This window comes from Caldicoprobacter algeriensis (genome assembly GCF_023838525.1).
Lineage (GTDB): Bacteria > Bacillota > Clostridia > Caldicoprobacterales > Caldicoprobacteraceae > Caldicoprobacter > Caldicoprobacter algeriensis.
Window position 1 is genome coordinate 11,558 of sequence record NZ_JAHUQD010000016.1, and the last position, 16,435, is coordinate 27,992.

Below are 16,435 nucleotides of genomic sequence, written 5' to 3' on the forward strand. Positions count from 1 at the left end.
CAATTGGGAGGTAGTCAAAAATGGCTAGAAGAAAGAGATATGCTATGGTAGGCATAGGCGGCAGGGCCAGGCTGTATTACGGAGCCATTGCCAGCACATTTAAGGATACGTGTGAGCTCGTCGGTTTCTGCGATATCAACAGGGTGCGCATGGACTATGCCAACAAGGTTTTGCAGGAGGAATACGGGGCAAAGCCTGTGAACACTTATACGCCGGATCAATTCGATGATATGATCAGAAAAGAGAAACCCGATGTGGTCATCGTCACCTCCATAGATCGCACTCATCATATTTATATCATTCGTGCCATGGAGCTGGGATGCGACGTAATAACCGAGAAGCCCATGACCATAGACGAGGTGAAATGTCAGGCCATCTTGGATGCCATAAAGAAGACCGGGAGGAATTTGAGGGTCACCTTTAACTATCGCTATGCACCTCACAACACCAAGATAAAGGAGCTCATAATGAACGGGACCATCGGCGATGTGCTGTCTGTGCACTTTGAGTGGTTGCTCGATATCCACCATGGCGCCGACTACTTCAGGCGTTGGCACAGGGATAAGCGCAACAGCGGTGGGCTGCTTGTCCACAAGGCAACTCACCACTTTGACCTGGTCAACTTCTGGCTAAACACTCAGCCCAAGACGGTATTCAGCATGGGGGACCTCATGTTCTATGGCCGTGAGAATGCTGAAAAGCGGGGCATATACAAGTTCTATTACAGGGCATACGGCAGCGAACTTGCTAAGGATGACCCCTTTGCGATACACTTGGATAAGAATCCTCAGCTCAAAGCCATGTACCTGGATGCTGAGAAGGAAGATGGTTACTTGAGAGACCAGAGCGTATTCGGCGACGGTATAAGCATTGAGGATACCATGGCCGTCATGGTTCGCTACAAGAACAATGCCATAATGACCTATTCGCTGAATGCATATATGCCATGGGAGGGCTTCAGGGTGGCCTTCAACGGCAACAAAGGGCGTATACAGGTAACGGTGGTTGAAAGAACGTATATAAACGCAGGTGGCGATGTGACCGAAGAGGGTGCCGTAAGGAAGAAGAGCATCACGGTATTTCCTATGTTTGGTGCACCCTACAACGTCCCTATTGAAGAGAGAGAGGGAGGCCATGGCGGAGCTGACCCCATAATGCTCAATGATTTGTTCGGTACTCCCGCTGAAGATCCTTTCAAGAGAGCGGCATCGCACATAGACGGCGCCATGTCCATATTGACGGGCATTGCGGCCAACAAGTCCATAAGGACGGGTATGCCCGTTGACATAGATGACTTGGTCAAGTTTTAATGATTTTTTCTTTAGTCTTGATAACGACGCTACCTTTCGGTTTGATGATAAAAGGCTGAAAGGTAGCATTTTCTTTTGGATAAATAAATTACATTAAAAAAAGGAATTACGGGTATCGATGTCGTATATAAAATAAATGAAAACATCGATAACTGTACTGCCGTTGTTCTCGTTATTAAAAACAGCCATGTGACGATGTCGTATATCATTAAAGATAAAATGCACATTTGACTTTAAAAAGGTTGTGATTGAGGTGAAACCTGTTATAATCAGGACGGAAGGCGTAAGCCGCTGTTTTCCTTCTGGCAGGGAAGTGGTGTACGCCTTGAAGAACGTCAGCATTTCTATAGAAGCAGGCACTTTGACCATACTAAGAGGACGTTCAGGTTCTGGCAAAACCACCCTCATAAATCTGCTGGGAGCTCTGGATAAACCAAGTAGCGGCAAGATATACTTCAACGGCAACGAGATCACCGGTATGCCGGAATCCAAGCGGGACCTGGTACGGCAGAAGGAGATGGGGTTTGTCTTTCAGTCTATCGCACTTATCTCCATGATGTCGGCTTATGAAAATGTGGAGTTTGCCTTGAGGGTGGCAGGCTATGACCCCAAGGAGAGGAAGAAAAGGGCTGAGGAGTGCCTTGCATTTGTGGGGCTTCAAAAGAGGATGCACCACAGACCTCATGAGCTGTCTGGAGGGGAACAGCAACGCGTGGCCATCGCAAGGGCTATTGCGCATCGCCCGCGGGTGGTGTTTGCCGATGAGCCCACCGCTGAACTGGATACCCATACTGGCCTGCAGGTGGTAAAAGTTTTCAAAGACCTGGTTGAGAAGGAGGGGTTGACGGTGGTCATGACTACTCACGACCCCAGCATGGTGGAGATAGCCGACAGAGTATTTACGTTAGAGGATGGAGAGATTGTGGATGAGCGATGAAGAGGTAAAGTACATGGTGGTGTGCGACAATTTAGTCAAGATATACAAGGTGGCCGACATCGAGGTGGTGGCGCTACAGGGCCTGGACCTGGTGGTGGAAAAGGGCGAGTTTATGGCCATCATCGGGAACAGCGGCAGCGGCAAGTCCACCCTCCTTAATATACTGGGTGGGCTGGATCGACCTTCGGCGGGTAAGGTTTTTGTTAACGGCGAGGACTTGCTGAAGCTTACAGATAAGCAATTGGTCAGGTATAAGAGGGAGACTGTGGGGTTTGTATGGCAAAACAATGCCAGAAACTTGATACCCTATTTGACTGCGCTGGAAAACGTGGAGCTCCCAATGCTCTTGACCGGCAGGGCCAGAAGGGAACGGGCATTAGAGCTGCTTGACATGGTAGGATTGTCGCACAGGAAAAAATATAAGTTGGAGCAGCTATCGGGTGGCGAGCAGCAGCGCGTGGCCATCGCCATTGCCCTGGCCAATAACCCCAAGCTGCTTCTGGCGGACGAGCCCACCGGGGCGGTGGATACCAAGACGGCATCCCAGATACTGGACGTGTTCAGGGAAATAAACAGCGCTCTTGGCGTCACCATAATTATAGTAACTCACGACAGGCAAGTCGCCAGAAAGGTGGATAGGGTGGTGGCTATACGCGATGGCAGGACAAGCAGCGAGTTTATTCGAAGGAAGTCCTATGCTGAGGAGTTGGCTGAGCTGAGCAACGATATAGGGACTGTGGGTAGGGATACGCATGAAGAGCTGGCTGTTCTCGATAGAGCGGGACGACTTCAGCTCCCACGGGAATATCTTGAGGCCTTGGGGTTAACCGGCAAAAACAGGGTAAAGGTTGAGCTGGAAGGAGACAGGATTGTGATCATGAACCCGGATCGTTCTGTAAGTCCGGGTTAATCTATCAGGGGTTGACTGCAGAAATGCCCTGGATGATGCATTTTTGCAAAATCCAGGGCATTTTATTTTACACAAAAAGTTCTTCAGCTATTATTAATCGCTATAAAACTTTTTATGGCCTGCAACCGATTTGCCTGTATTTGTTCGGGAAACCGGGTTTTGCGCATTCACACCGGCAGCCCAGGACAAACATCCAAACACCATTGCGGGCATCATGCCGTATATGGATTCCGGCGCAATTGCTTTATATTTTATAGGCATCGACGTATTTCCTTAGCTCCAGAGACAGCTCGCTTAAGGTTTTTGAGTACGATGCGATTTGCTCTATCACGCTCCTCTGCTCGGTGGTGCTGGCCGCCACTTGCTGGCTAGCGGCAGCAGCCTGCTGAGAGACCGCCGAGATGTTCTGGATGGCTTCGATCACCTTGTTCTTATCCTCTTCTATGGCTGCCATAGATTGACTTATATTGTTTATGCGGCTTATTATGTTTTCAATGCCCTTTGCGATGGCGTAAAATGCTTCATATGTATTGTCCACCGCTTTTACCTGGTTTTCCATGACGGTCCTCACCGAATCTATTATAACCGACGCGCTGTCGGCTTCCTCTATGATGTTTGTCATTATCTCTTCCACCTGTTCGGTGGCTTTTTTGGTGGCGTCGGCCAGCTTTCTGACCTCGTCGGCAACAACCGCAAACCCCCGGCCGGCTTCACCTGCCCTTGCTGCTTCTATGGCCGCATTGAGGGCCAGCAGGTTGGTCTGCTCCGCTATGCTGTTGATGGTGCTGACGAATTCACCTATGCTCTTTGATTTCTCGGCCGACGAATTGATGAACTCCAGCACTTTGGCGGCGGCCGTCTGGCTTTGCTCGTTGGAGTCGCGCAGGGTTTTGACTGCTTCAAGCCCCTGTTCATTCAATGCGCGCATATTGTTGGAGTCTTCCACCACTTTATTGGTATTTTCATATACCACTTGGATCTGCTCTGATAGACTGGTTATCAGGCTTACCCCTCTTTCGGCCTCTGCGGCCTGTTCGGATGCCCCGTGGGCTATCTCGTTCATGGATGCCGATATGTCATCGATGGCCTGGTTAACCCTGGTGGTATTGCTGTTTAAAAGCTCGGCTGCGTCCACTAACCGTTTGGTGATGTTTTTCAATGAGGACATTATGGATTTTAGGTCGGTTATCATGTTGTTGAAACTGACTGATACTGCCTGCATATCTTCAAATTCCGAAACGTCTACCGTGTAGGACAGGTCCCTGTTTTTTATGCGGTCCATTATGTAGGCTATGGATTCCACTTTTGAGTGTATTGCTTTCATCAATATGTACGCTATGAGTTCCAGTATGGCCAATTTGAATAAGAATAGAATGATGATGGCGATTATCCCAATATCTGGTGCAATCAGTTTTTCTATTACAGCTGATATTACTGCAAGTATGGCTGCAAATACGAATGGTTGCTTTACGGCAAATTTCATAATTTTTTGTTTTAACCGTTCAAGGACTTCCATATGCATCCTCCTTTTTGCTGTATTTTTCGACTTGTTTCTTATTATATCACAATATACAAATTGGCAAAATAAAACTTTTTTCCCTTTTTTAATTTGTCAATTGTTGAGCAACGAGTTACTCGCAATAAATTCATTGACACAGCCTGTATAATTGTATACAATTAATGTGACCGCTGTATGTGGCTCCAATTCCAGCAAAGGGGGATTGATAATGGGCAAAAATATAGTACAGAAGATCATAGAGAGCCATCTTGTATCCGGCAGAATGATACCGGGAGAGGAGATCGCCATTTCTATTGATCAGACGTTGACGCAGGATTCGACTGGAACCATGGCATATCTTCAGTTTGAGGCTATGGGCGTACCCCGCGTTAGGACTAAAAAATCGGTGGCTTATATAGATCACAATACCCTTCAGACAGGTTTTGAAAACGCCGATGACCACAAGTACATTCAAACGGTAGCGGCCAAATATGGAATATACTTTTCGCGGCCGGGCAATGGAATCTGTCACCAGGTGCACCTGGAGCGATTCGGGAGACCGGGGTGGACGCTGCTGGGCTCTGACAGCCACACCCCTACAGCCGGTGGGATCGGTATGCTGGCCATCGGAGCCGGTGGGCTGGATGTGGCGGTGGCCATGGCCGGAGGACCTTATTACTTCACCATGCCCAAGGTATGCAGGGTCTGGCTTAAGGGGAAGCTTCAGCCGTGGGTAAGCGCCAAAGACATCATCCTCGAGCTTTTAAGGAGGCTCACCGTCAAAGGCGGCGTGGGCAAGATCATGGAATATGCCGGCGAGGGCGTTGCCACGTTGACGGTGCCCGAGAGGGCCACCATAGCCAATATGGGCGCAGAGCTGGGTGCCACCACATCCATCTTCCCCAGCGATGAGGTGACAAGAGCTTTCATGAGGGCTCAAGGGCGTGAGTGCGAGTGGATTCCTCTGGAGGCTGACCCTGATGCCCAGTACGATGAGGAGATCGAGGTCGATTTGAGCAAGCTGGAGCCCTTGGTGGCGCAGCCGCACAGCCCTGACAACGTGGATACCGTAAGGAATGTGGGACCTATCAAAGTTGATCAGGTGGCCATTGGAAGCTGTACCAATTCATCTTACCTTGATTTGATGCGGGTAGCAAAGATGCTGAAGGGCAAGACGGTACATCCCGACGTCAGCCTGGTAATCTCCCCTGGTTCCAAGCAGGTTTATACCATGCTGGCACGCAACGGAGCTTTGGCAGATTTGATAGCGGCCGGTGCGCGCATTCTGGAGTGTGCCTGCGGGCCGTGTATCGGTATGGGCCAGGCGCCGGCTACCAATGCGGTGTCGGTGCGAACCTTCAACCGTAACTTCTATGGGCGCAGTGGAACTCCAAGCGCAAAGGTCTATCTGACCAGCCCCGAAGTGGCGGCTGCTACTGCCTTGACCGGCGTGCTGACTGATCCGCGTACCTTAGGCGAGTATCCCGAGGTTGAAATGCCTGAGACCTTCGAGATAAACGACAACTGCATCATTCCGCCTGCACCGGAGGGGACGCATGTAGAGGTGGTACGTGGTCCCAACATCAAGCCTTTCCCTGTCAACAAGGAGCTTTCCGATACAGTAGAGGGGATAGTGCTGCTTAAAATGGAGGATAATATTACTACCGACCACATTATGCCATCCAATGCCAAGCTGCTTCCTTACCGGTCCAATATACCTTATCTTGCGGATTATTGCCTCACCCTGGTGGATAAGGATTTTCCGGAGCGTGCCAGGAAAGCAGGAGGCGGTTTCCTGGTGGCTGGGCACAATTACGGGCAGGGCTCCAGCAGGGAGCATGCAGCTTTGGTGCCGTTGTACCTGGGCATAAAAGGTGTAATAGCAAAGTCCTTTGCCAGGATTCACATGGCAAACCTTATAAATTCGGGAATATTGCCTTTGACATTTGTAAATGAAAAGGATTACGATGACATCGACCAGGATGACCGACTGGTTATTGAAAATGTCATCGAACAGATAAGGCAGGGTAATGTGATCATTGTCAAGAACTTCACAAAGAATAAGGAGATAAAGGTGGGGTTAAACCTGTCGCCCAGGTTGAAGGAGGTCATACTGGCGGGAGGTTTACTCAATTATACTCGAAAGAATTCTGGGCAATAAAAAAGCATAGAGAGTGAGGTATTATGGAAGAATTTGAAGAAAGCAGGGTGGCAAAATCGAAGAGATTTGCCAAGATGCAATCGCTTGAGAGATATTCTTTGCATTCATATGTGTTCAATTATATTCGCGATGCCATACTGAATGGCCGCTACAAGCCCGGCGATGCGCTGGTTGAGACCAAGCTGGCCGACGAGCTGGGGGTGAGCAGGACTCCCATACGCGAGGCTATCCGGCAGCTGGAGCTGGAAGGGCTGGTCATTTCCATCCCCAACAAGGGGGTGGTGGTAAACGGGGTTTCGCAGCAGGATATAGATGACATATATACCATTCGTTCCATGCTTGAAGGATTGGCGGCTCGATGGGCAGCCCAGCGCATAGATGAGCAGGCTCTTAAAGAGCTGGAAGAGATCGTGGAGCTCATGGAGTATTATACTAGGAAAAACGACTTTGACCAGCTCACCCAGCTGGATACGCGCTTTCACGGCGTGATATATGACGCCAGTGACAGCAAAGTATTGAAGCATATGCTGGACAACCTGCTCAGGTATGTGGAACGGGCACGGCGTGGTTCATTAAAGGTGCCCATGCGGGCTCATCAGTCGCTCAATGAGCATAGGAGCATTTTTGAAGCGATTATGAAAAGGGATGCAGCAGAGGCTGAAAGGCTTATGGCTGAACATATTTCCCGTGCCATTTTAAACCTCCACTCTCTCACGGAACAGGATGAAGAAAAGGATTGAGGGAAAAGCATTTCCGGTTTTGAAATAAGCCGGAAATGCTTTATTTTTGTAGTTTTCTATTGAACTTGGCTGTATTATTTGTTACACTGGTATTGATGGTAATGATTTCGAAATAATGGGATTGACATGCCTTAAACGGCGTTTAACCCTTCGGGAGGTGATTTTGTGATGGAAAGAGGCAGGCGCACAGTTTCTGAGGCAGTCATACGGAGGTTGCCCAAATATTACAGGTATCTTATGGAACTTAAGAAAAATGGTGTACAAAGGGTATCGTCCAGCGAGTTGGGGCAGAAAATGGGGCTCACAGCATCTCAGATTAGGCAGGATTTCAACTGTTTTGGGGGGTTTGGGCAACAGGGGTACGGTTATAATGTGGCAGAGTTGTGTGAGGAGTTTAAGAAAATACTGGGATTGGACAGGCAGTACAACATGATAGTGGTAGGAGCCGGGAATTTAGGCCAGGCTCTAGCAAATTACAGCGGTTTTGAAAAAGAGGGCTTTTTTATAAGAGCCATGTTTGATGTCAATCCCCGTTTGATAGGTATGTCCATACGCGGTATCGAGATCTACGACGTGGATGATTTGAGAAGCTATGTGGCAGGCCATAATATAGATATAGGGGTGATCTGTACTCCAAAGGAGAAGGCACAGGAAGTGGCCGAACTTTTGGTAAGCTGCGGCATAAAATACATTTGGAATTTTGCTCCGATTGACGTCGTTCTACCAGATGATGTCATAGTTGAAAACGTTCACTTAAGCGACAGCCTTTACATCCTGTGCTACAGAATAAATGCAACAAAGTCGTAAATAGTATGCTAAAATGCCAATAGCGCTGTAATCGGGGTTGATAATATGAAGGCCATGCATGATGTTGAAGGGTTGCCGGTGATATGCGTAAGGGAAGGGATTGAGTGTGGCAGGGTTAGAGAACTGCTGATTAATTGCTGCGAGGGGAATATACAATACCTCATCATTGAAGATGAGGAATGGTATTTGGGGGCCAAGCTATTGCCTTTCGATAAGGTGTTAGGGATAGGGCGCCATGCCGTTATCACAGAGAGCGAGGAAAATATATTGCCTTTTTCGCAGGTCAAGGAAGCCCATGATTTGATAAGGCAGGGCATGGGCCTCACCGGTGCCAGGGTCTATACCCAAAAGGGCGAATACATAGGAAATGTGAAAGAATATTACTTTGATGAGAAAGATGGAAGGGTTGTAAAATGCGAGCTACACGCGGAAAACCAGAAGAGTTTTGAGCTGGATGCCTCCCAAATTGTTACCTATGGTAAAGGCATACTGGTTGTTAGCAATGGCGTTAGTGAAGCAGCTGCTGATGCAAGCAAGGGACTGCCTCAAGAAGTTTACAAGTCTGCGGAGAACGCTGATTATGAGCAATCCAAGTATAAGGGCTCTTCTTTGTTCGAACAAAAGCAAAGGCGATTTCTTCTTGGGAAGAGGGTGACTAAAAGGATAATAAGCGAGAGTGGAGAATTGCTGGCTGTCGAGGGGGATATAGTGACCGATGAGCTTATCGATAAGGTAAAAGCGGGGGGAAAGCTTGTCGAGCTTACCATGAATATTGAGGCCGTATGAAAGGGCGCATATAAACAATGAAGCTTGACAGGCCTGGAGTAAAACTGTTACGAAAGTTTTAAAAAACTTTACAGTTTTGCTTCAGACTGTTAAGCTTTTATTATTTTATCGCATAATATATTTACTTCTGCTTGAGGTTATTCTACTATATAAATTGATTGTGTGAAAAACAAAGTGGTAAATGGTATAAATATAAAAATAAATGGGTAGGCCCCTGTAATGAGCGGAGGTAAGATGGATGCAATCCACAACTCAGTCTAAGCGAGAAGCGGTGCGGAGAAAGGCTGTACAGCGGAAGAAAAAAGATGCAATGTACAAAGCGATATTGATGATGATTTTCACCGTCATTTTTTTGGTGGTTTTGGGAGCGGGTGCTTATGCCTATCACATTTTAAACAGCGACGAATTTTATCCTGGAGTGACGGTTGACGGCCTATCATTGCAAGGGTTGACGTTTGAGGAAGGGCTGAAAGCCATCCGTGACCTTCGTCAACCTGAACTGGATGAGATGAAGTTAATACTGCGGCATGGAGAGCACCAATGGGAATACAGCTACCGGGATATCGGTGCCAGTTTCAACATAGAGGATGTTGTGGAAGAAGCCTATCAGGTGGGACGGCGGGGCAACATCTTTGAGCGGCTTATGGAGATATATGAAGCTGGTAAAAAAGGGCGACATTTTACCACTGCTTTGACCTATGACGTCTCTCTTCTCAAGGACGAGCTGGAGGCAATCGCTCAGCAAATAAACGTCCAGCCCGTAGATGCCCAGATCGAGTTTCATCCCGATAGCAAACAAAAGTTTACATTCACGAAAGAGGTCATAGGAAAAGGGATGCTGATTGAACAGGTTATGGCCGATATAAATGCTAAGGTGGATGCGAGGGACTTTACTCCTTATGAGATCCCAGTTCAAACGCTTTACCCTAAATATACTCTGGAGGAGGTCAAAACCTGGACCAGCAGGATTGCCGTTTATTCCACCAAGTTAAGTGGTACCCCTGAGAGAATTCATAATATAACCCTTTCTTCCAAGAGCTTTGATGGGCTTCGCCTCGATCCAGGGGAAGTGTTCTCATTTAACGAGGCAACAGGCCCCAGGGACAAGGCGCACGGGTATCTGGATGCCCCGGTCATCAAAGAAGGTAAAAAGCTGGTAGACGAGCCAGGAGGAGGCAATTGCCAGACCTCCACTACTTTATACGGCGCTGCTGTACGCGCTGACCTGGAGATAGTGGAACGGTGGCATCATTCATGGCCTTCTGCTTATACGGAAGTAGGTCAAGATGCTACAGTGAACTATCCTACTCTTGACCTAAAGATCAGAAACAACAAGGACACGCCGGTATTTTTCAACAGGTATATCAGCGGCGGAAGGCTTTACGTTGAAGTATATGGCAAGGCGCCCTCCGATTACGATAAGATAGAGGTGGTGTCGGTAATATTGCAGCGGACCGAAAAGCCACCCGAAAAAGTGGTGCAGGACAATACCTTGAAGCCCGGCGAAGAGATTATAGAATACGAGTCCAGGCCGGGCATCAAGGTTCAGACCTATCGCGTGTATTACAAGGACGGAAAGGAAATCAAGAGGGTCAAAGAGGCATACAGCAATTATCCTAGGATTGTGGGCAAGAAAAGGGTAGGACCTCCAAAACCTCCTGAAGAGGCGGTTCCAGAGGCTCAAACTCCTTTGGGGACGCAAAAACCGGATGGGCAGCCTGCCAACGATGTGGGCAATGGCAGTGCGCCGTCAACTGAAAACAGCACCGATTCGCCGTCGGACGAAATGTCAGAGTGAGAACAAGGCCAGGAAAACTAAACATTTGCATCTTGAATTGGTACTCACGCTTCCGGGTTCAACCGGAAGTTTTTTGTTTGAAACATTGTCCTTCATTTTTTGGCCTTAAATCGTTATAATAAAAGGGTGACTGGCCGGCAAAATTTTTGTGATAAAATGCGAAGTAATAAGCGGGGGGAGAGTATGATGCTGTATCCTTTGCTGTTTGATCCCATATTAAAGGAGAAGATATGGGGTGGTAGTACCCTTCAAGAGAAATATGGTAGGAAGCTTCCATCCGACAAGATAGGGGAAAGCTGGGATGTGGCCTGCCATCCGAACGGTACCAGCGTGGTGGCCAACGGCCCTCTCAAGGGAATGACCTTGAGGCAGCTCATTGATTCCTATGGAAGCCAGCTGTTAGGACAAGAGGTGCAAAAGAGGTTTGGGAATGAGTTCCCTTTGCTCATAAAGCTTCTTGATGCTACAGAGTTCCTCTCTGTGCAGGTGCATCCTGACGATGAGTATGCGGCATTGCACGAGGGAGGTCAACCGGGTAAAACAGAGATGTGGTATATCATCCATGCGCAGCCTGGTGCCAGCCTGATTTACGGCCTTGTGCCGGGAACCACCAGGCGAGAATTTGAGGAGGCAGTAAGGGCTGGACAGTTGGAGAAGTATTTAAGAAGCGTTGAAGTGCAGGCCGGAGACGTGCTGTATATACCGGCAGGGGTAGTGCACGCCATAGGGCCGGGAATTCTTATATGCGAGATTCAGCAGAATTCCGATACCACATACAGGGTGTATGACTGGAACCGACTCGGAGATGATGGTAAGCCCAGAACGCTCCATGTGGACAAAGCACTGGACGTGATAGATTTCAGTGGAAGGCTTGCAAAGGACAAGCTGCCCGGGCTGTCCGTTGAAGAAGAAGGCGGCAGGCGTACATACTATGTGGCCTGCAGCTATTTCGCCGCTCAAAAGCTGGAGTGCCATGGCTGTATGAAGGAGACGGCCGATGGGTCTAAATTCTTTACGTTAACGGCGGTGGAGGGGCAGGGCGAGATAGTGTACAGCCAGGGAAGCCAGCCTTTCAAAGCCGGGGATTCGGTACTTATACCTGCCTGTCTAGGAGATTATATGATTAAAGGGGAGTGTACCATAATAAAAGCGTATGTCCCCAGCAGGGAGAGGGACATAATTGAGCCGCTTAAAGCCAAAGGTTTTACCAAAGACCAGCTTAAAGCCATCGCAGGCTTATTTGAAGGAGATGATGCGAAAAAGTGAGCAATTTGCCTGAGGCTTTTGTAGATAAAATGAAGGGCCTGCTGGGCCCGGAATATCCAAGGTTTATGGGCTGTTTTAAAAATCCGCCTTACCAGGGCTTAAGGGTAAATACCTTAAAGATCACCATAGAGGATTTTTTGTCCCTTGCTCCTTTTGAGCTGCAGCCCGTTCCATGGGCGGAAGGCGGCTTTTACTACGGTGATGAAGATCGCCCGGGAAAGCACCCTTACTACTATGCCGGGCTGTATTACATTCAGGAGCCCAGTGCCATGGCGCCGGCTGAGCTTTTAGGGGTAAGGCCGGGACACAAAGTGCTCGATTTGTGCGCCGCACCTGGTGGGAAATCATTCCAGATAGCTGCACGGCTAAAGGGTGAGGGTTTCTTGCTGTCTAACGAAATCGACGCCTCACGCGTTATAGTGCTGGGTGAAAATTTGGAGAGGCTGGGCGTCAGGAATGCCGCCATTACCCAGGAGACGCCGGGTAGGCTGGCGGCGGTGTTCAAGAACTACTTTGACCGCATACTGGTGGATGCCCCATGTTCAGGTGAGGGCATGTTTCGAAAGAGGCCGGATATGTGCTCGGTGTGGTCTTATACCCTCCCCGATAGAATCAGCGTGAGACAAAAGAGCATATTAAAGCATGCAGCCGAAATGCTGGCCCCGGGTGGGAGAATGGTGTATTCAACCTGCACCTTTTCTCCAGAAGAAAACGAGGGAGTGGTGGACTGGTTTTTAAAGGAGCACCCTGATTTTTCGCTGGTGGAGGATGTTTACTTCAAGTGGTTTGACAGGGGAGTACCCGAATGGGTAAACGGAAGTCCGGAACTTGTGAAGACTTACCGGCTTTGGCCGCATAAGATAAAGGGCGAAGGGCATTTTATGGCGTTATTTGAAAAGAGGGCAGATGGCGGTGCAAGCAGCTTACCCCTTTTCTATAAACGCAGAGGAATAAGCAAGCCGCCGGTTGAGTATGAGTGTTTTATGAAGGAGTATATGAGGGAGTTCATAGAAGATCATCTTTATGTGCATAAGGATCAGCTGTACTGGATACCGCCTTCCCTTCCGGATTTAAGCGGGCTTAAGGTATTGCGGCCGGGTTTAAGGCTGGGGACCATCAAGAAGGGAAGGTTTATACCAGGACATGCGCTGGCCATGTCCTCCAGGAAGGAATCTGTAGCACAAACCATTGACTTTTCAAGCGATTCAAGAGAGGTAATGCAGTATCTGGAGGGGTTTACCCTTATAGGGTTTGATGGAAAGGGATGGGTGCTGGTAACCGTGGATGGCTATTCCTTGGGGTGGGGTAAGCTGTCGGATGGTATGCTGAAGAATTATTATCCCAAGGGGCTGCGACGCGTATTGACGTAAAGGATAAACAGGTGATACAATTATTTAAATATACCTTCATAAAAAGAAGGAGAGGGTTGGCTTATGGTCAATGAGATTCTTGAAATATTAAATGAGGATAGCAGGAGGACCCCTGAAGAGATAGCCGTGATGCTGGGCACCGATGTGGAGACCGTAAAGCAAAAAATAGAGGAGCTTGAGAAAAACAAGGTTATAGTTAAATACAATACTATAGTCAACTGGGATAAAACCGATAGGGAATACGTGACAGCCCTTATAGAGGTAAAGGTGACCCCTCAGAGGGATCAGGGATTTGATGCTATCGCGGAGCGGATTTACAAGTTCCCCGAGGTTAAGTCGGTGTACCTTATGTCTGGGGACTATGACCTGGCCGTAATGATTGAAGGGCGAACCATGAAGGAGGTGGCCTTTTTCGTAGCCGAAAAGCTGTCGGTGCTGGATTCAGTGCTTAGCACGGCCACGCATTTTGTCTTGAAGAAGTACAAAGTAGATGGAGTTATATTGGAAGATGAAGAAAAAGATTACAGGCAGGTGATCGTACCATGAACGTGGAGAGCATGATAGCCGAGCGGGTGAAGGAGGTACCGCCGTCAGGCATACGGAAGTTTTTTGATATAGCCAGCGAGATGGAGGGTGTTATTTCTCTGGGAGTGGGTGAACCCGACTTTGTAACTCCATGGAACGTGCGGGAGGCATGTATATATTCCCTGGAAAAGGGGATGACGTGTTATACCTCAAACTGGGGAATGCCGGAGCTCAGAAAAGCCATAAGCTGCTATTTGAGCAGGCGGTTTGGGTTGGAGTACAACCCAAAGAACGAAATAGTGGTAACCGTTGGCGCCAGCGAGGCCATAGATTTGGCATTGCGCGCAATCCTCAATCCAGAGGATGAGGTTTTGATACCCGATCCATCATACGTGGCTTATATGCCATGCGTTCGTTTTGCGGGGGCAAAGGCCGTGGCGGTGGAGTGCAGGCCGGAAGACGAGTTTCGTTTGACCCCTGACAAGCTGGAGCAGAAGATCACTCCGAAAACGAAAGCGCTCATTTTGCCCTATCCCAACAATCCTACTGGAGCCATCATGACGCACGACGATTTGGAGGCAATTGCGCAGGTACTGCGCCGCACTGATATTATAGTCATATCCGATGAGATTTACGCTGAATTGACATATGGGCAGAGGCATGTCAGCATAGCAAGCCTCCCAGATATGAAGGAACGCACTGTAGTCATAAACGGCTTTTCCAAGGCTTTTGCCATGACGGGTTGGCGGCTAGGATATGCTGCAGGGCATCCCGCGTTGATCAGCGCTATGGTGAAGATTCATCAGTATACCACTCTGTGTGCCCCAATAATGGCCCAGGTGGCGGCTATCGAAGCCCTTAGGAAGGGGTTCGAAGATGGCTTTGCCTCGGTGGAGTACATGGTTAAGCAGTACAACATGCGCCGCAAGGTCATGGTAAACGGTTTCAGGGAGATAGGCCTGGAATGCTATGAACCCAAAGGGGCCTTCTACGTTTTTCCATCGATAAAGAAAACCGGCATGACGTCGGAGGAGTTTTGCGAAAAGCTGCTGATGGATCAGAAGGTTGCCGTGGTTCCGGGCACAGCTTTTGGAGCCAGCGGTGAAGGGTTTATAAGGTGTTCCTATGCTTATTCAATAGACAACATCAACGAAGCCATAAAGCGAATAGGCAACTTTTTGAAAAAGATACTGTGATTAAGGAGGTTATCATGAGGTATGAATGGGACCGCGACCCGGACATCATAGAGGGAGAGTATGAGGTGATTGATGAATGGGACGCGGGCGGAACACATGATAGCTGGGAAAACAGAGATATACGGCTGGACCCCGGTCCGCCGCATGTTACATATGCAATTCTGGGATTGAATGTTGCCGTATGGCTTGTCATGAGCTTTATAGGTACGGTATTTGATATTAGTTTAAACTATCAGCTGCTGTACTTTGGTGCCAAGGTAAATGAGCTGATTGCTCAAGGGGAGTACTGGCGTCTTTTTACCGCCATGTTCCTGCATGTCGGGGCCATGCACCTGTTGTTCAATTCATATGCCCTCTATGTATACGGGCCGATAGTGGAGAAGCTATACGGGCAAATCCGGTTTGTAATAATATATGTATTGTCGGGGCTGATGGGTAGTCTGTTCAGCTACCTCTTTAGCCCTAACCCGGCAGCCGGCGCCTCTGGCGCCATATTCGGGCTTATGGGTTCTCTGCTTTACTTCCGCAAACGGAGGCGCACCTTGTTTCAGCGTGCGTTTGGACCGGGTTTGTTTATCATAATCGGCATCAATCTGCTGTTTGGGTTTATTCAGCCGGGTATTGACAATTGGGGACATATAGGAGGCCTGATAGGGGGATTTTTGGCCGCAAATGCTGTGGGGTTGTACAGAGAGCGCAGGCTGTCAGATAAAGCGGTTGTATGGGCGCTTATCGTTATAATCTTTGTGCTGGGCCTGTGGATTGGGCAGAGGAAATACGGTAAAATGGTTATGTATATAGAGGGTCTTCATCAAGGTCCAGCGTATGGGGTGCTCTTTTATGGTGAAGAGCGTGGAATGTAAGGGAATTATTTGTGTTATGGGAATTGTTTTGACCTGTGTACTTGAAAATTGACGCTGGATAAAATTAGAACCATATCTGAAGTCATCATATCTGGTATTTTTTCTCTGGTATTTTTTCGCTGTAAGAAGCATCAGTTAATTCTGTCGTACAGGTTTAAACAGTCCTGAGGGGTAGGGATAGTGACCTGTGCCTGATAAGCCTGTCTAACATTGGCGATGAGCACCTAACTCCGTAAGGAGGCTTACCGCGTATGGTGTATGTAATTTC

The 16,435-nt window shown here is 48.4% G+C and carries 15 protein-coding genes; 13 read left to right on the top strand and 2 right to left on the bottom strand.

Annotated features, from left to right (window positions below):
* The first annotated feature begins 20 nt into the window (after nucleotides 1-20).
* The 3 genes from KVG29_RS09465 (at nucleotide 21) to KVG29_RS09475 (ending at nucleotide 3,157) form a co-directional block, all read left to right on the top strand.
* Nucleotides 21-1,310 (top strand): Gfo/Idh/MocA family protein, encoded by a 1,290-nt coding sequence (locus KVG29_RS09465; protein WP_252228162.1) that lies wholly within the window; start codon nucleotides 21-23, stop codon nucleotides 1,308-1,310.
* 253 nt (nucleotides 1,311-1,563) lie between these two features.
* The gene (locus KVG29_RS09470) at nucleotides 1,564-2,247 is read left to right on the top strand and encodes an ABC transporter ATP-binding protein (RefSeq protein ID WP_252228163.1); all 684 of its coding nucleotides are present in this window, start codon (nucleotides 1,564-1,566) and stop codon (nucleotides 2,245-2,247) included.
* 13 nt (nucleotides 2,248-2,260) lie between these two features.
* Nucleotides 2,261-3,157 carry an ABC transporter ATP-binding protein gene (locus tag KVG29_RS09475; protein WP_420840548.1) on the top strand — a complete coding sequence of 299 codons (897 nt, stop codon included), beginning with the start codon at nucleotides 2,261-2,263 and terminating at the stop codon, nucleotides 3,155-3,157.
* Between the two features lie 93 nt (nucleotides 3,158-3,250).
* Here KVG29_RS09475 and KVG29_RS09480 read toward each other — a convergent pair whose 3' ends face one another.
* A complete protein-coding gene (locus KVG29_RS09480; protein ID WP_252228166.1) occupies nucleotides 3,251-3,418 on the bottom strand; it encodes a hypothetical protein in 168 nt (55 codons plus the stop codon).
* Nucleotides 3,402-4,673 (bottom strand): methyl-accepting chemotaxis protein, encoded by a 1,272-nt coding sequence (locus tag KVG29_RS09485; RefSeq protein ID WP_252228167.1) that lies wholly within the window; start codon nucleotides 4,671-4,673, stop codon nucleotides 3,402-3,404. The genes KVG29_RS09480 and KVG29_RS09485 overlap by 17 nt, the downstream gene beginning before the upstream one ends.
* Nucleotides 4,674-4,884: 211 nt before the next feature.
* On the opposite strand from KVG29_RS09485, the gene KVG29_RS09490 reads away from it, so the two are divergent.
* The 10 genes from KVG29_RS09490 (at nucleotide 4,885) to KVG29_RS09535 (ending at nucleotide 16,167) form a co-directional block, all read left to right on the top strand.
* Nucleotides 4,885-6,816 (top strand): aconitate hydratase, encoded by a 1,932-nt coding sequence (locus tag KVG29_RS09490; protein ID WP_252228169.1) that lies wholly within the window; start codon nucleotides 4,885-4,887, stop codon nucleotides 6,814-6,816.
* Nucleotides 6,817-6,890: 74 nt separating this feature from the next.
* Complete coding sequence (locus KVG29_RS09495) at nucleotides 6,891-7,556, top strand: GntR family transcriptional regulator (protein WP_252228213.1); 666 nt, start codon at nucleotides 6,891-6,893, stop codon at nucleotides 7,554-7,556.
* Between the two features lie 168 nt (nucleotides 7,557-7,724).
* A complete protein-coding gene (locus tag KVG29_RS09500; protein WP_252228214.1) occupies nucleotides 7,725-8,363 on the top strand; it encodes a redox-sensing transcriptional repressor Rex in 639 nt (212 codons plus the stop codon).
* A 45-nt stretch (nucleotides 8,364-8,408) separates the two neighbouring features.
* Entirely contained in the window at nucleotides 8,409-9,149 is a 741-nt protein-coding gene (locus KVG29_RS09505; RefSeq protein ID WP_252228171.1) for a PRC-barrel domain-containing protein, read from the top strand.
* Between the two features lie 238 nt (nucleotides 9,150-9,387).
* Nucleotides 9,388-10,947, top strand: coding sequence for a VanW family protein (locus KVG29_RS09510; RefSeq protein ID WP_252228173.1), 1,560 nt, complete (start codon nucleotides 9,388-9,390; stop codon nucleotides 10,945-10,947).
* A 186-nt stretch (nucleotides 10,948-11,133) separates the two neighbouring features.
* Nucleotides 11,134-12,213, top strand: a complete 1,080-nt coding sequence (locus KVG29_RS09515) for a type I phosphomannose isomerase catalytic subunit (RefSeq protein ID WP_252228174.1) — start codon at nucleotides 11,134-11,136, stop codon at nucleotides 12,211-12,213.
* Complete coding sequence (locus KVG29_RS09520; protein WP_252228175.1) at nucleotides 12,210-13,583, top strand: RsmB/NOP family class I SAM-dependent RNA methyltransferase; 1,374 nt, start codon at nucleotides 12,210-12,212, stop codon at nucleotides 13,581-13,583. Before KVG29_RS09515 ends, KVG29_RS09520 begins: the two co-directional genes overlap by 4 nt.
* 63 nt (nucleotides 13,584-13,646) lie before the next feature.
* Nucleotides 13,647-14,129: an Lrp/AsnC family transcriptional regulator gene (locus KVG29_RS09525; RefSeq protein ID WP_252228177.1), complete on the top strand. Its 483-nt coding sequence runs from the start codon at nucleotides 13,647-13,649 to the stop codon at nucleotides 14,127-14,129.
* Nucleotides 14,126-15,304, top strand: a complete 1,179-nt coding sequence (locus KVG29_RS09530; RefSeq protein WP_276576503.1) for an aminotransferase class I/II-fold pyridoxal phosphate-dependent enzyme — start codon at nucleotides 14,126-14,128, stop codon at nucleotides 15,302-15,304. The genes KVG29_RS09525 and KVG29_RS09530 overlap by 4 nt, the downstream gene beginning before the upstream one ends.
* Nucleotides 15,305-15,318: 14 nt before the next feature.
* Nucleotides 15,319-16,167, top strand: a complete 849-nt coding sequence (locus KVG29_RS09535) for a rhomboid family intramembrane serine protease (RefSeq protein WP_252228178.1) — start codon at nucleotides 15,319-15,321, stop codon at nucleotides 16,165-16,167.
* Nucleotides 16,168-16,435 lie beyond the last annotated feature (268 nt).